General features: G+C 46.0%; 14 protein-coding genes. 10 read left to right on the top strand and 4 right to left on the bottom strand.

The features are described 5' to 3' along the window. The first annotated feature begins 160 nt into the window (after nt 1-160). The 7 genes from QUB70_RS12745 to QUB70_RS12715 all read left to right on the top strand — a co-directional run bounded on the left by QUB70_RS12745 (nt 161) and on the right by QUB70_RS12715 (nt 8,225). Nucleotides 161-544, top strand: coding sequence for a hypothetical protein (locus QUB70_RS12745; protein WP_332980749.1), 384 nt, complete (start codon nt 161-163; stop codon nt 542-544). 25 nt (nt 545-569) lie between these two features. Beyond that, nucleotides 570-878, top strand: a complete 309-nt coding sequence (locus tag QUB70_RS12740; protein ID WP_332980747.1) for a hypothetical protein — start codon at nt 570-572, stop codon at nt 876-878. Beyond that, nucleotides 832-3,582 (top strand): DUF1156 domain-containing protein, encoded by a 2,751-nt coding sequence (locus QUB70_RS12735; protein WP_332980746.1) that lies wholly within the window; start codon nt 832-834, stop codon nt 3,580-3,582. Before QUB70_RS12740 ends, QUB70_RS12735 begins: the two co-directional genes overlap by 47 nt. A gap of 195 nt (nt 3,583-3,777) precedes the next feature. Next, entirely contained in the window at nt 3,778-4,362 is a 585-nt protein-coding gene (locus QUB70_RS12730) for a zeta toxin family protein (RefSeq protein WP_332980745.1), read from the top strand. After that, on the top strand, nt 4,352-4,531 hold the full coding sequence (locus QUB70_RS12725; protein WP_332980743.1) for a hypothetical protein: 180 nt from the start codon (nt 4,352-4,354) through the stop codon (nt 4,529-4,531). The genes QUB70_RS12730 and QUB70_RS12725 overlap by 11 nt, the downstream gene beginning before the upstream one ends. An 82-nt stretch (nt 4,532-4,613) precedes the next feature. Further along, a complete protein-coding gene (locus QUB70_RS12720; RefSeq protein WP_332980740.1) occupies nt 4,614-7,784 on the top strand; it encodes an SNF2-related protein in 3,171 nt (1,056 codons plus the stop codon). A 135-nt stretch (nt 7,785-7,919) separates the two neighbouring features. Further along, complete coding sequence (locus QUB70_RS12715; RefSeq protein WP_332980739.1) at nt 7,920-8,225, top strand: small RNA NsiR4-regulated ssr1528 family protein; 306 nt, start codon at nt 7,920-7,922, stop codon at nt 8,223-8,225. Nucleotides 8,226-8,335: 110 nt separating this feature from the next. Here QUB70_RS12715 and QUB70_RS12710 read toward each other — a convergent pair whose 3' ends face one another. Next, nucleotides 8,336-9,247, bottom strand: a complete 912-nt coding sequence (locus QUB70_RS12710) for an NAD(P)H-dependent glycerol-3-phosphate dehydrogenase (RefSeq protein ID WP_332980737.1) — start codon at nt 9,245-9,247, stop codon at nt 8,336-8,338. A gap of 110 nt (nt 9,248-9,357) precedes the next feature. After that, complete coding sequence (locus QUB70_RS12705) at nt 9,358-9,786, bottom strand: NUDIX hydrolase (protein ID WP_332980734.1); 429 nt, start codon at nt 9,784-9,786, stop codon at nt 9,358-9,360. 144 nt (nt 9,787-9,930) lie between these two features. Here QUB70_RS12705 and QUB70_RS12700 point away from each other — a divergent pair, with 144 nt between their 5' ends. From QUB70_RS12700 to QUB70_RS12690, 3 genes are all read left to right on the top strand, one after another. After that, complete coding sequence (locus QUB70_RS12700) at nt 9,931-10,851, top strand: alpha/beta hydrolase (RefSeq protein WP_332980733.1); 921 nt, start codon at nt 9,931-9,933, stop codon at nt 10,849-10,851. A 26-nt stretch (nt 10,852-10,877) separates the two neighbouring features. Further along, nucleotides 10,878-12,557, top strand: a complete 1,680-nt coding sequence (locus QUB70_RS12695; RefSeq protein ID WP_332980732.1) for a bifunctional lysylphosphatidylglycerol flippase/synthetase MprF — start codon at nt 10,878-10,880, stop codon at nt 12,555-12,557. A 369-nt stretch (nt 12,558-12,926) separates the two neighbouring features. Further along, nucleotides 12,927-13,169, top strand: coding sequence for a hypothetical protein (locus QUB70_RS12690; RefSeq protein WP_332980731.1), 243 nt, complete (start codon nt 12,927-12,929; stop codon nt 13,167-13,169). Nucleotides 13,170-13,688: 519 nt separating this feature from the next. Here the strand turns inward: QUB70_RS12690 and QUB70_RS12685 are convergent. Together QUB70_RS12685 and QUB70_RS12680 are read right to left on the bottom strand one after the other, a co-directional pair. Further along, nucleotides 13,689-14,915, bottom strand: coding sequence for a glycosyltransferase family 4 protein (locus QUB70_RS12685; protein ID WP_332980729.1), 1,227 nt, complete (start codon nt 14,913-14,915; stop codon nt 13,689-13,691). A gap of 118 nt (nt 14,916-15,033) precedes the next feature. Further along, nucleotides 15,034-16,605 (bottom strand): MFS transporter, encoded by a 1,572-nt coding sequence (locus QUB70_RS12680; protein WP_332980727.1) that lies wholly within the window; start codon nt 16,603-16,605, stop codon nt 15,034-15,036. Nucleotides 16,606-16,702: the final 97 nt, after the last annotated feature.

Below are 16,702 nucleotides of genomic sequence, written 5' to 3'. Positions count from 1 at the left end.
TTGGGCTTTAGCCCTCTTTCTATATACGTCTCAAGAGGGCTAAAGCCCAACTACGTACCTATTTCTAGGATGACAATAAAACCACCCTGCTTATTAAGGGGGGTTAGGGGGGATCGAGACTTCGATACAAACAAGCAAAATTTATTGGGAGATTAATTTTATGAAAGTAGCTGATTTGTCAAACGAAACTTTAGCCAAGATTAAAACAGTGCGGTGGGATCGAATTATTGAGAAGCATGAAGGGCCGGAGAGATGGGAGTCGGAGTTTAGATACGGGGAACCGGAATTTATGGAAATTGAGGGGCGGTGGGTGTTATTGCCGGTTGAAGCATCCCGACACCAAAATATTACAATTTTGCGGACGATTTGGAGTGCGGATGGTAACTCGCTGACTGTGTTTCTCAAGGATACAACTTTTGACGATGATATGTTTGTATCGGGATATATGGCTGTGTGCGATCGCCCAAAAGGAGAAGAGTTTTTCTTAGCAGTATTGTACCACGAATGGTTTATCATTGAAAAGACGGAGGTATTTGAAGATTGATCTAAGAATTTTTGGGATAATACCAATGCAAATTGCAGTTTGTGGAACAGGCATCTTGCCTGTTCCGGGCGGGCTAGAAGCCCAACCCCTACTCCCCACAATAGAATTAAGTCTTTGTGGAACAGGCATCTTGCCTGTTCCGGGCGGGCTAGAAGCCCAACCCCTACTCCCCACAATAGAATTAAGTCTTTGTGGAACAGGCATCTTGCCTGTTCCTAAAAACAACAACCAAAAACCCAAAAATCATGCGCCCCAAACTGTTTATCGAGAAAATCATGCCGGTGAATATGCTAAACCAGCAGGTTCATTACGAACACGGCGGCAATCCATTTAAAGGATTGCATCGCTGGTATTCGCGCAAACCTTTATCGTTTTCTCGCGCTTCGGTGTTGGGGTCGATTTTACCCGCAGATATCTCTTTAGAAGAGTTTGAATATTTGCTGGGATTGGAACCGGGGAAGGAAATTAAACTCTACAAAACTCCCCCGTCTTCGGTGCGAATTAAAAAAGTTCACGATTATTGCGAGAAGGTGTGGGGGAATCGCACGCCGACGATTTTAGATGCGTTTGCGGGTGGGGGAAGCATTCCGTTTGAGGCGGCGCGGTACGGGTTGAATGTGTTGGCGTCGGATCTCAATCCGGTGGCGGTGGTGACGATGAAGGCCGCTATGGAATATCCGCTGAAATTTGGCCCGGATTTGCAGGAGGATATTGATAAATGGGTGAAATGGGTGGGGGATGAAGCTGAGAAAAGATTAACTGAATTTTTCCCTTCTTTACCGGGGGAAACTGTGCAGAATTATTTGTGGGCTCATACGGTGGTTTGTCCGAGTTGTCAGTCGGTTGTGCCTTTGAGTCCGAATTGGTGGTTGTATAAGCGCCCGGAAAAGCAGAATTTACATAAATGGTGTGCGGTGAAACCGATTCCTAACTTGGAACATAAGCGGGTTGATTTTGAGTTGGTGAAGGGGAAGAAAGGCAAGGAATCGACTATTAAAATGGATGCGAGTGAGTACGATCCGAGTGATACAGTTACTCTCAGTCGGGGTGTTGGTAAATGTCCGAATTGTGGCAGTGTGATTGAAGATGAAGCAATTAAGGCTTATTCATCAGTTAACGATTTGGGACATCAGCTTTATGCAGTAGCTTATAAAAAAGGAAAATCTAATTTAGAATTTAGATTGCCTGAGAAAATGGATTTTCAAGCAATCGAAAAAGCTGAAAAATTATTAAAAGAAAACTATGCGGATTTAACTATCGCTAATCTCATTCCAATTGAAGCTACCAGTACAGGATTGCATGACTCACCTCGCAATTATGAGTATGGCTTGCGAAAATATGAAAACTGCTTTAATACCCGTCAGTTGCTAACGCTTGTCACTTATGTGGAAATTATCAACGAAGCAAAGGCGCTGCTACAGGCTGAGTACGAACCGGAGAAAGTAGAGGCTATCGCAACTTATTTGACACTACTTTTAGATAGATGTATTGATAAAAATTCACGCTTATCATGCTGGGATTCATCTGTAGCAGTAGCACAAAAAGCCTCGGTTCAACATTCCCTTAACTTAATGTGGAATTATCCTGAATTTAATGGTAGTGGGAAATTATGGTACTGGTGTGCTGATGTTGTATCAGATTACCCAAAACTATGTTCTTTATTCGGCACCAAACCCCACTCAACAGGCTTACCCGGTATTGAACAATACGACCCCAAAACCATTCAAATCAATTCCGCATCCGCCGATAGCCTCTACCACATTCCTGACAATTCTGTTGATGCCATTGTCACCGATCCGCCCTACTATTCCACCATCCAATATGCCGAACTTTCCGACTTTTTCTATGTCTGGCAAAAACGCACATTAGGCGATATATTCCCCGATTTATTCTACTCAGAACTCACCGACAAAGATCGAGAAGCCGTGGCCAACCCGTCGCGCTTCCGCAATATGGGCACATCCCCCGACGAACTCGCCAAACAAGATTACGAAGCAAAAATGGCCCTAGCTTTTAGCGAATATTACCGAGTTTTGCGCGAAGACGGCGTGATGACAGTCCAATTCAACCACAAAGAATCCGGCGCGTGGGACGTGCTCACAAAATCCCTCATCGATGCCGGTTTCGAGATTACCGCATCCTGGGCCGTCAGTACCGAAAACCCGCAAAACTTGCACCAAGCGCAGAAAAACTCCGTTTCCAGTACCGTCTTACTCGTCTGTCGCAAACGCGATCCTAACGCCGCCCAAGCTTGGTGGGACGATTTGCGCCCCGAAGTCGCCAATCTCGTCGAACTTCGCGCCCCGGAATTTGAAGCCAACGACATCAAAGGTATCGACCTTTATTTAAGCGCCTTTGGCCCGGCTTTAAATGTGTTCAGCCGTTCCTATCCCATCCTCAACAGCAGCGGCGAAGAAGTGCGCCCGGAAGTTGCTTTTGCGGAAGCCAGAAAAGCGATTGCAAACTACCGTTTCCGCAAACTCGTACAAACCGATACCGCCGGATTTGACGCGCTGACTCAATGGTATTTCCTCGCGTGGGATGCCTTTGGCGCTGTCGAGTTCCCCTTCGATGAAGCGCGACAACTGGCCCTCGCCGTCGGCGGTTTCGATGTCGTTGATTTAGCAAAAAAATACAAATTGATTGACTCGGTTAGCGGCACTTGCAAACTTTTGACACCGAAACAGCGGCTGAAAAAATCAGCTTTTTCGGTGAATCCGCAAGATTTTTCGATGACATATTTAGTGGATGGATTGCACGCGATTATCGCTTTGTATCAAGAGGATGGAGATATTCAAATCGTGCGCGAGTTTATGAAGAAAGCTAATTTGACGGATAATGATAATTTCATGCGGGCGATTGAAGTGGCGCTGAAAGTTATTCCCCGGATTGGGGATGAGAAGAAGCGGATACCGGAGGAGAAGGCTTTGTCGGATTTATGGTTGGTGATGGATGAGATTAAGGCGAAGGTTGTTTATCAACAGATGGATATTCCGTTTGAGGGGCAGTTGAGTTTAGATTTGAATGTAGGTGGTTGAAAGAATGAGAAGAGATCCCCCCTAGCCCCCCTTAAGAAGGGGGGGACAAGAGTTTAATTCAAAGTCAACCCCTACTCCCCTTAAGAACGGGGGGACAAGAGTTTAATTCAAAGTCCCCCTTCTTAAGGGGGATTTAGGGGGATCGAAGATTGTGGCACATAACCAATAACTAATAACAAATTACTAATAACAATTATGCCGGATGTTTATGTGATAGGAGGTTGTAATGGTTCGGGAAAGACAACTACGGCGATGCAGTTGTTGCCGCATTTTCTCAATGTGTTTGAGTATGTCAATGCTGATGAAATAGCTGTTGGGCTTTCACCTTTCAATCCCGAATCTGTGGCGATGCAAGCGGGGCGATTGATGCTGCAACGGTTAGACTCGCTATCAAATGCCGGTGCTGATTTTGCTTTTGAGACAACTCTCGCCTCTCGTAATTATGTCCGGTTTTTGCGGAAATGCAAAATAAAAGGTTATACTGTTAATTTAATTTATTTTTGGTTACAAAGCCCGGAATTAGCTGTTTATCGGGTGCGGCGGCGGGTAGAAAGTGGGGGGCATAATATTCCTGAAGATGTGATTCGTCGTCGCTATGAAAGAGGACGCAAAAATTTATTAGAATTGTATTTACCTTTAACTGATACTTGTATCGTTTACGATAATTCAACTTCTATCTCTGAAGTGGTGGCTAGTTATAATAATAGTGTAACAGCCGATCCAATTGTTTATCGATCGGAAATCTGGAACCAAATTACTGGAGGTATCGATGAATCCTGAACAACCCGCCCTCTCACCTCTACATCAAAAAATCGATGCTGGTGTTAAAATGGCGATCGCACAGGCGATCGAGAAACACCGCAAACTCGGACAATCTATTAGTATTTGGCAAGATGGAAAAGTCGTGACACTTTCGGCTGATGAGATTCCACCTTTGCGTAAGTCGTGATTAAAATAAGTTTGTAGTTGCCTGCGCTACGATCCGGCCGGCGCTGAAGCGCAACTACGTACCTTAAAGAATATATAATAACATGAATTTAACAGATTATGCCTGGCGGATTAGTTATTCTAGCAATGAAAATAACCCGATCGCCGATTTCTACATTCCCGCGCTAGAATGTGCTCTACAGTACGATCGTAAATCCGGCTTTTTCAACAGCGCTATCCTCAGTAAAGTAGCGCAGGGATTGGGCGCGATGCTGCACAATCAAGGGCGGATGCGGTTAATCATGGGCTGTCAGTTTAGCCCGCAGGATTTGCAAGCTATCCAACAAGGTTACGCGCTGCGAGATGCTGTTACCATGCGCCTCGATACGGATTTACAGCCGCCCAAAACTTTCGCGCAACTCAAACATTTTGAAATCCTCAGTTGGCTGATTCAAAACAGTTATCTCGATATTAAAATCGCCGTTCCCCTCAAATCTAACGGCTTACCAGTCGATACTGAAAGTTTACTCGATCGGCAGCATATTTTTCACGAAAAAGTCGGCATTTTTACCGACAGTAACGGCGCACAATTAGCTTTTAGCGGTTCCAATAATGAATCTCTCAGCGGTTGGGAAAGTAACGTTGAATCTTTCCACGTTTATTGTGCTTGGGAAGGCGGCCGAGATGCGGAACGAGTTTCTGAAGAAAATTTTCGGTTTGAACAGTTGTGGAACGATTTATCGCCGAATGTGCGCGTTTTTGAAGTGCCGGAAGCGGTGAAAAATAAGCTGCTCAGCTATGCGCCTAGCAGTAAACCTGTGTGGAATCGGGAGGAAGGTTCGGCAACGGATTTTGTAGCGGATGTAGCGGATGGGGAAGGTTCGGCAACGGATTTTGTAACGGATGTAGCGGATGTAACGGATGTTAGGAGTTGGGATTTAGGAGGAGTTGGGGATTTTGAATTATCCTTAGATTATGCTAAGTTTGAACCGCTTCTCAATTTGTACGCTTCGCCAAGTTGTCTCGATTATTGTTTAAAATCAATTCCGATCGCACCTTGGCCGCATCAGATTAAGATATTGCGTAGAGTGGCGGCAAATTTTCCGAAAAGTTTCCTAATTGCAGATGAAGTCGGATTGGGGAAAACTATCGAAACTGGGTTGATTTTGCGTTATTTGCTTGTCAGCCAAAAAGTCAAGCGCGTGTTAATTTTAGCACCGGCTAGCATTCAGCCGCAATGGCATGAAGAGTTGCGCGAAAAATTTAATTTGCACTTTTGGAGTTACAGCAAAGGTGAATTAAAAAATCCGTATGGGGAGAAAAGTCAGTCAGGGGAAGAAAATATTTGGAATTCCCAAAATCTGATTTTAGCATCATCTCATTTAGTCCGCCGGAGCGATCGTACTAAAGAACTCCTAGACGCGCAACCGTGGGATTTGGTGATTCTGGATGAAGCGCATCACGCCCGCCGCCAAAGCCCGCAAAACCGCAAGGAAACTCCGAATCGGTTGTTACAGTTAATGCAGCAGTTGCGAGAAAAAACCCGATCGCTCTTATTATTATCCGCCACGCCGATGCAGATTGACGCGATCGAAGTTTTCGATTTATTGCAACTTCTCGGACTCCGGGGACATTGGTCTTACGGTGAGAATTTCTGCAATTATTTTAGCACATTGTCGGAAAAGCCCGATCGGCAAACCTTGCATTTTTTGCAGCAGATGTCTGTGGATTACTTCCACCAAGGGGGTTCGCCCTGTAATCGGTTGCAGGAATATTTACAGAAGGGCGATCGACTACTATATTATAAGTTACGCGATGTCTGGGAAAAAAACCTGCGAGTCAACTTAAAACAAGTTGCTGAAGACACGGATTTTATCGCCGCTTCCCGCCAATATTTGACAGTGAATACTCCCCTCAAAGATTTGATGTTCCGCCACACCCGCGACACCTTGCGCCAATACTATCAGCGGGGATTATTGGATCGCGATATTCCCCACCGCGCCGTCAGAGATAATGCCATTACTTTAGAAAATAACCGCGAAGTGCCGCTTTATCTCGCCGTCAGCAATTACGTGCGCCACTTTTACAATCTAGCGCAAAAAGACAACCGCAAAGCGTTAGGATTTTTGATGACTCTTTACCGCAAACGCCTGACAAGTTCGTTTTATGCCATCCGCGAATCTTTACAGCGCCGCCTCGAAGGAATTAGCATTACTGAAGATGACTTTCAGGATTTAGATGATGCGGATGATGTGATTTTGGAAGGAATGGAATCTTATTTTGAACCAGCAGATCCTGAAGAGATTAAATATTTAGAAGATTTACTTTATCAGTTTGAGAATACAGGCGAAGATAGCAAACTTTCGCATTTTATCACAATTTTGCGTCAAGAACTAATCCAGCGCGAAAGTGCGATCGTCTTCACGCAATACACCGACACAATGGATTATCTCAGAACTGCTTTACAACAATTATATGGTGCTCAGATTGCTTGCTATTCCGGGCGCGGCGGAGAATTGTATCAAAATGGCCAATGGCGAACTTTTCCGAAAGAACAAATCAAAACCCAATTCCGAGAAGGAATCATCAAAATTTTACTTTGTACCGAATCCGCATCAGAAGGACTAAATTTGCAAACTTGCGGTGTTTTAATCAACTACGATATGCCTTGGAATCCCATGCGAGTCGAACAGCGAATCGGCAGACTCGATCGCATCGGACAGATTTATGATACCGTAAGAATACACAATTTTTATTACGACGGGACGGTAGAGGCGAAGGTTTACAAGAAATTGCGCGATCGCATCGATGCTTTTCAAACCGTTGTCGGCAATTTGCAACCGATTCTCGCGAGAGTTCCCACTTTCATAGAACAGGCTGTAATGAGTGCAGATCCCGAAGAAGAGGGCGTTTTGTTGGGAGAGTTCGATCGCATTTTAGACGCGCCGCCTCCCGGCCCTGCACTTGATGAAATGGTAGCGATGGATGTAGAATCAGACTTGCAAGAAATCCGTCAACCTTTGCCGCCGACTTCTCTGTTTCCTGAAACCATCGAAGATTTGTTTGTCAATTCTTTGAGTTTAAAGCAGATTGGCGCGACATTCGATCGCTCTGAAAATCGCACTTGGCAGCTTAACTATAAAAGTCGCGATTATTATATCACATTTTACCCGGATATCTTTGAGGAAAATGCTTCGCTGCAATTGATGAGTTTTGGCAATCCGTTGTTTGAAGAAATGCTAAGTGCGATCGCCCTTGCGGCAAACTGTTCTTAATCGAACACTAATCGAACACTGTGGGGCGGACTGTTTAGCTTGTTTTGAGCTGTGCTAGAGTTGGGCGATCGACTGTGGCACTTTTAGGACTAAACTACTTTTTATGACGATCGTCCTTTTTATTTAATTTGCACAATGTCTTCAGAAACAAACTCAGCGGCTCAATCTACAACTGGTGCAGATGCGATCGATGTGGCGATCGCCTCTGGAATCGACTTTGACGGCACTCCGATTCCCAAGGCAAAATTAGACCTCTACGAGCAAGTAATGGGATTAGAAGCCGGGAGACAGCGCAGTGGCGTGTCAAATACCATGCGATCGCGCATTGTCCGAATCGGTGTCAAACACATCGGACAAGAGGAACTCGATAAAATGCTGGTGGCGGCCAACTTTGCACCGCTGAAAGAGAAAGAAATTGCCTTTTATTACGGCCCGAAATAGATAACATTTATTCCGCTTTATTTCTGAGTCCGCGCAGGCGGACTTTGTTTGTGTAGTAGCGGTTTCAACCGCCGAATCATGAAGGGGATAGCAAACATTTTTTTTGGTTATTACTCGGGTTTCAAAGCTCGTTCCATCAGCGATAAAACAGCTTGTTCGGGAGTAATTTCCCCATTCAACAAGCGGTAAACTTGACGAGAAACAGGAACTTCAATGCCACGTTTATTAGCCAAATCAATCAACACATTAGTAGTATTGACACCCTCAGCAGTGCTCTGCAATTCGTGCAAAATTTGCTCTAAAGATTTGCCTTCAGCTAATCCGAAACCAACCCGATAATTGCGCGATAAAGGACTGTTGCAAGTAGCAAGCAAATCTCCCAAACCAGATAAACCGTAAAAAGTTTCGGCGCGAGCGCCCAAACGAACTCCCACCCGAATCATTTCCGGCAAAGCGCGAGTCAGCAAAGCAGATTTAGCATTAGTTCCTAATTGTAAACCGTCGCAAACACCAGCGGCGATCGCAAATACATTTTTCAAAGTTCCACCTAACTCAGTCCCCAGCGGGTCTTCATTCACATAAACCCGAAAAATATCGGAACTGTAAATATTTTGCACTTGCTTGGCCGCTGCTAAATCCAAACTCGCCGCTACCGTGGCAGCCGGCAATCCTTGCTGAATTTCCTCGGAAAGATTAGGGCCCGAAAGTACCACAATTGAATTGTTAGGAAAGGCATTTTGCCAAATTTGAGACGGAGTGCGGGTAGTCGCGGGGTCTAAACCTTTGGTGACAGTAACTATAATTGTATCGGGACTTAAGTTTAAGGCAAGCAGCCGATCGACCGTTGTTCCAACTCCTTTCATCGAAACTGCCGAAACAACAACATCCGCGCCAGTTATAACTGATTCTAGACTAAAAGAACTGCTGCGCGACCACAAATTAACTCGATCGCCTTTTTTGCCTCCCAGATTTGCCAGTGCCGATCCCCAAGCACCTCCGCCTAATATTGTTAAACTTGGCATAAAATTTAGTTGTTATGAATGAAACCGCAGATGCACGCAAATCAACGCAGATAAATCATAGCAATTAATCCGCGTTAATCTGCGTGCATCTGCGGTTAAAAACTCTTCTCCTACAAACGCGGCCGCAATCCATAATGACGGTAACGCCAATAATCGCGCAAAATGCGATCGTGATCGAAACACAATTGATGGGGAATCTGCCAAGATTCAAAAATTTGTAAACTTTTAGCATCGTCGGCGGCTTGAGGTTCGCCCGTTCCGGCAGCCAAGAATACAATACTGATGGTGTGTTGCCGGAGGTCGCGATTTGGGTCGGAATAAACGTAAAATTGCTCGATTAATTCTACATTCAAGCTTGTTTCTTCTAAAGCTTCGCGTTTGGCCGCCGTTTCTACCGCTTCCCCGTAATCGACAAAGCCGCCGGGAATTGCCCAGCCGTAGGGAATATGGCGGCGTTCGATGAGTACGATCGGGCGGTGGGGGCGATCGACCAATTCGATGATAATATCAACTGTAGGAGTAGGATTTTTGTATGTCACGAGTTTGGTTAAAATAAGTCTGACTTCAGCATACTAGGAATTGGGCATTGGGAATTGGGCTTTAAAAATTAATGATTTTATATGTAACATATAATCAATCACAAATAACTAACAACCGTCAACCGTCAACTGTCAACTAACATTATGCCTAAGTGGTTGGGAAAAGTTTTAGGTATCGGTGCGGGTACAATCCTCCTATTAGGTGCGACTGGATACTGGTACGTTTTTATTGCCGGAGCACCTCAGTTAGACCCTCCGAAAATCATAGCCGATGCCGAGCTAAAATTTGAACTCAAAACATATAAAAGTGCGGCTATGAATTCAGAGCGCACCTACGGCTTAATTTTGCCGCCTGGGTACGCAAAAAATCCCAAACAGCGCTATCCTGTGATTTTTTTGCTGCACGGCGGGCACGGAGACGCGCGCGCTTATCAGGACAAAGCTGCTGTTACTTCTGTGCTTCACGATTTATATAAAAGCAAAAGATTGCCGCCATCAATTATAATTACTCCTGACGGGAACGACAATCGGGGTACGAGTCCTTTTTGGGACCCGCAGTATTTTGACGGGCCGAACGGTAAGGTGGGAAGCGCGATCGGCTCCGAGTTAGCGTCCATCGTAAAATCGCGCTACAGAACGCTGCAAGACCCCAAATTCTGGGCAATGGGAGGACAATCTTCGGGGGGTTGGGGAGCTTTTAATATCGGTTTGCGCTACTTGAATAATTTTAATATTCTGTTCAGCCACAGCGGTTATTTTACCGATCGAAGCGGCCAGGCTAACAGTCCTAAATATTTAGTGGAAAAACTTAGTGTTAAAGATAAACAGCAGTTGCGCGCTTATTTGGATGCCGGGGAAGGAGACGCAGACTTTCTGACTTCTACTCAACAGTTTCACGAGCAATTAAACAGTTTGGGTATTGCTAACGAGTTTCACAAATTTCCGGGAGGACACGGGATTGTCGGCCCCGATGTTGGTTGGAATTATTGGCACAAGCATTTAGCCGATTCTTTGAGTTATGTTGGAAAACAGTTTAAAATATCACTGGCCGCACAGAAAAATTAGAACATAGCAAATAGAAAGGTGAAACTGTGTTATCCCAAAAAACTAGGATTGGACTCTGGACTGCATCATTTTTAACCGGATTGGTTGGAGTTATTAACCTGCTGTCTGCTGTAACTCCCAGTTTACCCGATCGCCGAAATTGGTTGGAGCCGTTTTTTCCTTTTCCCGTGCGTGCGGGCGGCCATTTTTTTGCAGCAGTGATCGGATTTATGCTGCTAACTCTGGCAACTAATTTGTTGCGGCGCAAGCGGGTTGCTTGGTTGCTGACGGTGGGATTGTTAATCGTTTCTATTGTAATTCATTTAGTCAAGGGATTGGATGTTGAAGAAAGCTTGCTTTCTGGGGTGCTGCTGTTTCACTTGTTGGTGATGCGGAAAAGTTTTACCGCTAAATCCGATCGCCCTTCAATTGCTCAAGGAATCCGAGTTTTGCTGGGCGCTTTGCTGTTTACGCTGGCTTACGGGACAGCAGGTTTTTACATTCTGGATGGGAGTTTTGAAGTTAAAGGAGAAGCGGTTAATTTTGATTTAGACACAGCTTTGTTCCAGACTTTTGCCATGTTTTTTACGGCGGATGACGCGGGTGTGGTTGCGAAAACTCGGTTTGCTAACTTTTTCACAGATTCGATTTATGCTGTGGGTACGGTAACGCTTGGTTACGCACTTTTTATGCTGCTGCGGCCGGTGCTGCTGCGAGATTCCGCAAGTATTTCGGAACGGAATAAAGCTAAAGAAGTTGTAGCCAAATACGGGCGGACAACGCTAGCGAGACTGGCGTTGCTTCCGGATAAATCTTATTATTTTAGTCATTCTGGCAAAAGTACGATCGCCTACGTCCCCAAAGGTAGAGGCGCGATCGCTTTGGGAGACCCCATCGGGCCCGCAGAAGACCGCAAAGAAGCAATTCTGGGGTTTCAAGAATTTTGCGATCGCAACGATTGGTATCCAGCATTTTATCAAACTTTGCCCGACGATGTAGAAATGTATTCTACTCTCGGTTTTCGAGTGGTGCAAATTGGCGAAGCAGCTATTGTCAATCTCAAAACTTTTACTCTCAAAGGCAAAGCCAATCAAAACTTGAGAACTGCTATCAACCGACTGACAAAAGCCGGCTATCAAGTCAAATTTTACGAACCTCCTTTAAGTTCGGAATTGATGCTGCAAATGAAACTCGTCAGCGACGAGTGGCTGCAAATGGTTCAGGGTGCGGAAAAACAGTTTTCTGTGGGTTGGTTTGAGGAGGCATATTTGCGGGAAAGCCGCGCCGTTGCCATCCACACTCCCGACGGTAAAATTAGTGCTTTTGCTAATATGATATCGGGGGGAGATCGAGTGGTTGGAGTTGATTTAATGCGGCGCCGCACTGAGGTGGAAAATGGCACGATGGAGTGTTTGTTTGCTTCAATGTTGCAGCACTGTCAAGAATTGGGATATGAAGAATTTGATTTGGGTTTGTCGGCCTTGGCGGGAGTTGGAGAAGCTGAGAAATCCGGGCGGTTGGAAAAGGTTTTAATTTATCTTTCGGATCACTTGAGCAAGTTTTATAATTTTAAAGGACTGCACAGTTTTAAAGATAAGTTTGGGCCGCGGTGGGAACCCCGTTATTTTGTTTATCCGAGTTTGGGAAGTTTGCCGGAAGTTGTTGTTGCTTTGATTCGGGCTGATTCGGGCGATCGGCTTTTTGACTATTTGCGCCCGGGAAGTTAGGCGATCTTATACCATTTCTCTAAAATCGTGCAACACTCTTCGACCCCCCTAGCCCCCCCTTGCTAAGCAGGGTGGATTAATTGTCATCCTAGAAATAGGTACGTAGTTGGGCTTTAGCCCTCTTTAGACGTATATATAAAGAGGGCTAAAGCCCAACTACGTACCTTTATTAATATAACAGTTGCGTCCCAGACGCGAGCTTTGAGCGGTGCTTTCTGTCGTTTCAGATTTCTTCTCCCCACAATAAAACCACCCTGCTAGCCCCCCCTTGCTAAGGGGGAGGAACAAGAATACTGTTGCATTCTTTTTTAAAATTGGTATTAGATTGAAGGTTTTAACACAGCAATTACAAACAAATAGGAGCAGTTTATGAATTTGACGCTAAATCTATCACCTGAATTGGAGCAGTACCTCTTGCAGTCTGCTGAGCGGCGCGGTCTTTCTGTGGAGGAAGTGACCTTGCAAATGCTGATGGGATGTATGCAGAATCAGGAACAGGATTTGATCGCATCAGGTGCGGTGTGTGAAGTTTGGTCTCCCTATAATGCGTTTGATGCTGCACAGACGATGCTGGAAGTTTTAAAGCAATCGAAAGCTCAAGAGGATGAGTAATGTGGAACGGGGAGCATCTCAGTTTTGCATTTAATAGTGCGAGCGTCCCCGCTCGCATATTAGACCTCTTGCAAAAATCCTTTCATCAATTGATGGAACGGGCTCTCCGGCCCGTTCCACAAGAAAAAATAACTCTTGTGGAACGGGCATCTTGCCCGTTCTAATTATTTTTGCAAGAGGTCTATTATACGATACGCGAGCGGGGACGCTCGCACTATCAGAAAAAAATGCTTTTTACAAAAATGAGATGCTCCCGTGGAACGTTTTTCTTTTGTATCTGTTAATTTGCCGTTTAATAGACCTCTTGCAAAAATCCTTTTAATCAAATTCTGGAACGGGCTCTGGGGCCCATTCCACAAGAAAAAAAATTTTGTGGGATGGGCCGGAGAGCCCGTCCTAGTTATTTTTGCAAGAGGTCTAATATTATTCCTCACCAATATCGAAGAGGATACGGGAAAACCTTCCTCCTGACATCCGTTACATCCGCTACAAAATCCGTTGCCGAACTTCCTTCCCCTATCAAGCCAAACCCCGAACTGGTACGCGCTGCTTTTGCAAAACCTCTGAGTACAGCTTTTCCAACTCAGTTATATTCTGACTGAGAGTGTACCGCTCGATCGCCCTTTGTCGAGCTTTTTGGCCCAGCAGCATTCCTAATTCAGGATGATCGCAAAACAGCGGCAACAAAGTTTGTAACTGACTCCGCACCCGCTGAGTGTTTAAAACTATCCCCGCCCCTTCCTCCAAAGCCTCGCCGTCAGCACCGGCATCGGTTGCCAAACAAGCTAAACCGCAGGCCATCGCTTCCAGCAGCGACAGCGACAGTCCCTCCACCAAAGAAGGCAAAATAAATACGTCTGCACCGCGCAGAATTTCGATCCGCCGTTCCTCCTCGGCCACAAATCCGAGCCACACAATGCCATCATCTTCGCCGTAGGACAGTTGCAGCGACGCGGCTAGGGGCCCGTCGCCCACGATCGCCAACACGTTGCCAGGGCCAAAATTGCACAGTTTCCAGGCTTTGAGCAAAGCCTCGACATTTTTCTCCGGGGCAATGCGGCCTTGGTACACAAAAATTCGATCGGCTTTTAATTGGGACTTCAACCCCGAAGGCCCGGGCGAATACTTAACCGCGTCTACTCCGTTGGGAATCACGGCTACCCGTTCTTCCGGCACTCCCAAGCGCACCAAAATATCTCGCTGAATGTAAGAAAATACGATCGTCGAGTCGTAGTGAGCCAAAAAAGGAGCGTAGAGTTGATACATCAGGTGTTGGGTTCCCGATGTCAAATTCCGCAATTTGCGATCGAACGGCGGGTGAAAAGTCGCCACCAGAGGCAAATTCAATTCTTGACAAATTTCCGGCAGCAGAAAGTCTAGAGGCGAAAGCGTCAGGGAAGCGTGAACAACATCGGGTTTCAGCCGCCGCAGAGATTTCATCAACACTGTGCGGGACTTGAGAGTCGGAATCGTATAAATTTGCGATTTGTAGTGACAGGGTAAAGATACTTCGTTGCAACTCGCGGGCGAGAGCGAAGCGGTATGTGAGGTTTGAGCAATTGCCGCTCCCCATGAACCATTTGCCATGCTCCACGCCGCAGTGTTCCTGTCCAGCGGGCCGGCTTCCTGGGCAAAGTGCAGGAAACTAACCTGGTATCCCCGGTCTAACAGTGCGTTGGTGACTTCCCTGGAGTAAGTGACGTTACCGCAAAAAGGTGATTTTTTTCCTAGCCAAGCGATGTGCATTCGAGTAAATCAGAGTTTGTTAAGCAGAAGGAAGAAGGAAGAAGGAAGAAGGAAGAAGGAAGAGTGCTTATATAGCAAGCTTTATTGCCATCTGTATCTTACGTTTAATTAGGTGGATTTACTTATTTGATTGGAGTCGATCGACTTTAGTATTGCTGTTACGGGAAATATACCAGGTTAAGACGCCACCTGCGATCGCCAATCCAGCCAAAGCCAAAAACACAGCAGGCAAACCCAGAAATGTTTCCGCTACCCCGGCCAAAGCCAACGGTAAACTCAAAGCGATATTAGTGGCATTGTTTTGCAGCCCGAAGACTTTTCCCCGCATTTCTTCTGGGGTTTCTGATTGAATTGTCGTCTGCATCGGCACTCCTACCAATGAGGCAAATAAACCCAACAGGGTAATAAAAAGCACCGAGATCCACAAATGGTGTGTAAATGCAGAAAGGCCCAGCAGAGCAAGTGCCATGCCAACCGATCCAATTAAACTCAGTTGGGAATGAGAAAATTTGTGACCGAGATAGCCGACAGTTGTCGCCCCAACAGCCATCCCCACGCCCACCGCAGCCAGCAAGAAGCCAAATTGCGATGCTTTCATACCGGGGAGGATTTCTGCCAGCCGCACCGCTAGAACTGCCAAGGCTGCAAAAATGGAAAATAGAATAATTAGTTGAATTAAAGCATTGCGGACTTTCGGTTGAGCGTTGATGTAACGCAGGCCGTCTTTTAAATCCGCTAGCGGGTGCGGCGCTTCGTGTTCGGCATCGTTTTTTTCGCCTGTTTTCATCGACAGCAACAGCACTCCGGCGAAGGCGTAACTTCCGCCTACTACTAATTCTTTGCCGATGCCGAGTCCGCCGCCGAGGTTGGAAAATATGGTGTCAGCTAAGGCTAGTAAGGGTTCTCCGACTGCGAAGCCAATAATCACCGAACCCATCATGGTTGTGGTGTAGAGGGAGTTTGCCGATAGCAGGTGGCGGCGTTCCACAATTAGGGGAATCACTGACTGTTCTGCTGGGGCAAAAAATTGAGTTAGAGTCGAAACGAGGAATGTCACTAGCAGCAGCAAGCAGAATCCTAGCGGCAGTTGACCGAGTTCCCACCCGTCTGAGAGCCACAGCAGCAGGGGCAATGTTAAAACGAAGCCTCCCCGCAGCAGGTTTGTGGCGACTAGCACTGCTTTTTTCGACCAGCGATCGACATATACGCCCGCTGCGGCCCCGAACAGCACTGCGGGAATTGTAAAGGCGATCATGATTGCCGATACCCACCTGCTGATGGTTTGATCTGGCGCTTGAAAGCGGCTGGCTACGAGGGCGATCGTCAGTACGAGATAAACTTTATCTGCTAGTTGGGAGAAAATTTGCCCGCTCCACAAGGCTAAAAAATTTCGGTTTTTCAGAACTGGCAGAAATCCTGTTTCTTTTTCGGGAGTTTCGGCAACTGCTTCTGAGATATCTGCTTTTGGCAGCAGGGGGATTGCTGCTGGTTGTTGGCTTTTGCCGTTGCTGGACTCTGTTTCTTTCTGTGCGGGATATTTATCCATTTCTGGGTCTTGGGCGTTGCTCCATTGTCGATCGGCCATAACAGGATTGGACTGAAAATCTGGAAAATTTTCTCGTTCTTCCATCTTGTGGTGGGTCACAGCTAAAACAGGTATTCTCAAATCAGAATCGGACAGTCGCATCATACAATTTGGGGTGGATGGCCTGGGATGGTGGAGGTTGGGGGGAATGTGAATTTCAAATTGACGGGTTAACCCCTAAGTTTATGAATAACTCGTAACT

The sequence above is a fragment of the Microcoleus sp. A003_D6 genome, from assembly GCF_036702825.1.
Classification (GTDB): Bacteria; Cyanobacteriota; Cyanobacteriia; order Cyanobacteriales; family Microcoleaceae; genus Microcoleus.
The sequence above is the reverse complement of the archived record's forward strand: the minus strand, read 5'-3'. Positions and strand labels throughout refer to the sequence as shown.

Bases quoted from the DNA above. Each gene is read 5' to 3' on its own strand.
- QUB70_RS12745 (WP_332980749.1), top strand. From the start codon at position 161: ATGAAAGTAGCTGATTTGTCAAACGAAACTTTAGCCAAGATTAAAACA.
- QUB70_RS12740 (WP_332980747.1), top strand. From the start codon at position 570: ATGCAAATTGCAGTTTGTGGAACAGGCATCTTGCCTGTTCCGGGCGGG.
- QUB70_RS12735 (WP_332980746.1), top strand. From the start codon at position 832: ATGCTAAACCAGCAGGTTCATTACGAACACGGCGGCAATCCATTTAAA.
- QUB70_RS12730 (WP_332980745.1), top strand. From the start codon at position 3,778: ATGCCGGATGTTTATGTGATAGGAGGTTGTAATGGTTCGGGAAAGACA.
- QUB70_RS12725 (WP_332980743.1), top strand. From the start codon at position 4,352: ATGAATCCTGAACAACCCGCCCTCTCACCTCTACATCAAAAAATCGAT.
- QUB70_RS12720 (WP_332980740.1), top strand. From the start codon at position 4,614: ATGAATTTAACAGATTATGCCTGGCGGATTAGTTATTCTAGCAATGAA.
- QUB70_RS12715 (WP_332980739.1), top strand. From the start codon at position 7,920: ATGTCTTCAGAAACAAACTCAGCGGCTCAATCTACAACTGGTGCAGAT.
- QUB70_RS12710 (WP_332980737.1), bottom strand. From the start codon at position 9,247: ATGCCAAGTTTAACAATATTAGGCGGAGGTGCTTGGGGATCGGCACTG.
- QUB70_RS12700 (WP_332980733.1), top strand. From the start codon at position 9,931: ATGCCTAAGTGGTTGGGAAAAGTTTTAGGTATCGGTGCGGGTACAATC.
- QUB70_RS12690 (WP_332980731.1), top strand. From the start codon at position 12,927: ATGAATTTGACGCTAAATCTATCACCTGAATTGGAGCAGTACCTCTTG.
- QUB70_RS12685 (WP_332980729.1), bottom strand. From the start codon at position 14,915: ATGCACATCGCTTGGCTAGGAAAAAAATCACCTTTTTGCGGTAACGTC.
- QUB70_RS12680 (WP_332980727.1), bottom strand. From the start codon at position 16,605: ATGATGCGACTGTCCGATTCTGATTTGAGAATACCTGTTTTAGCTGTG.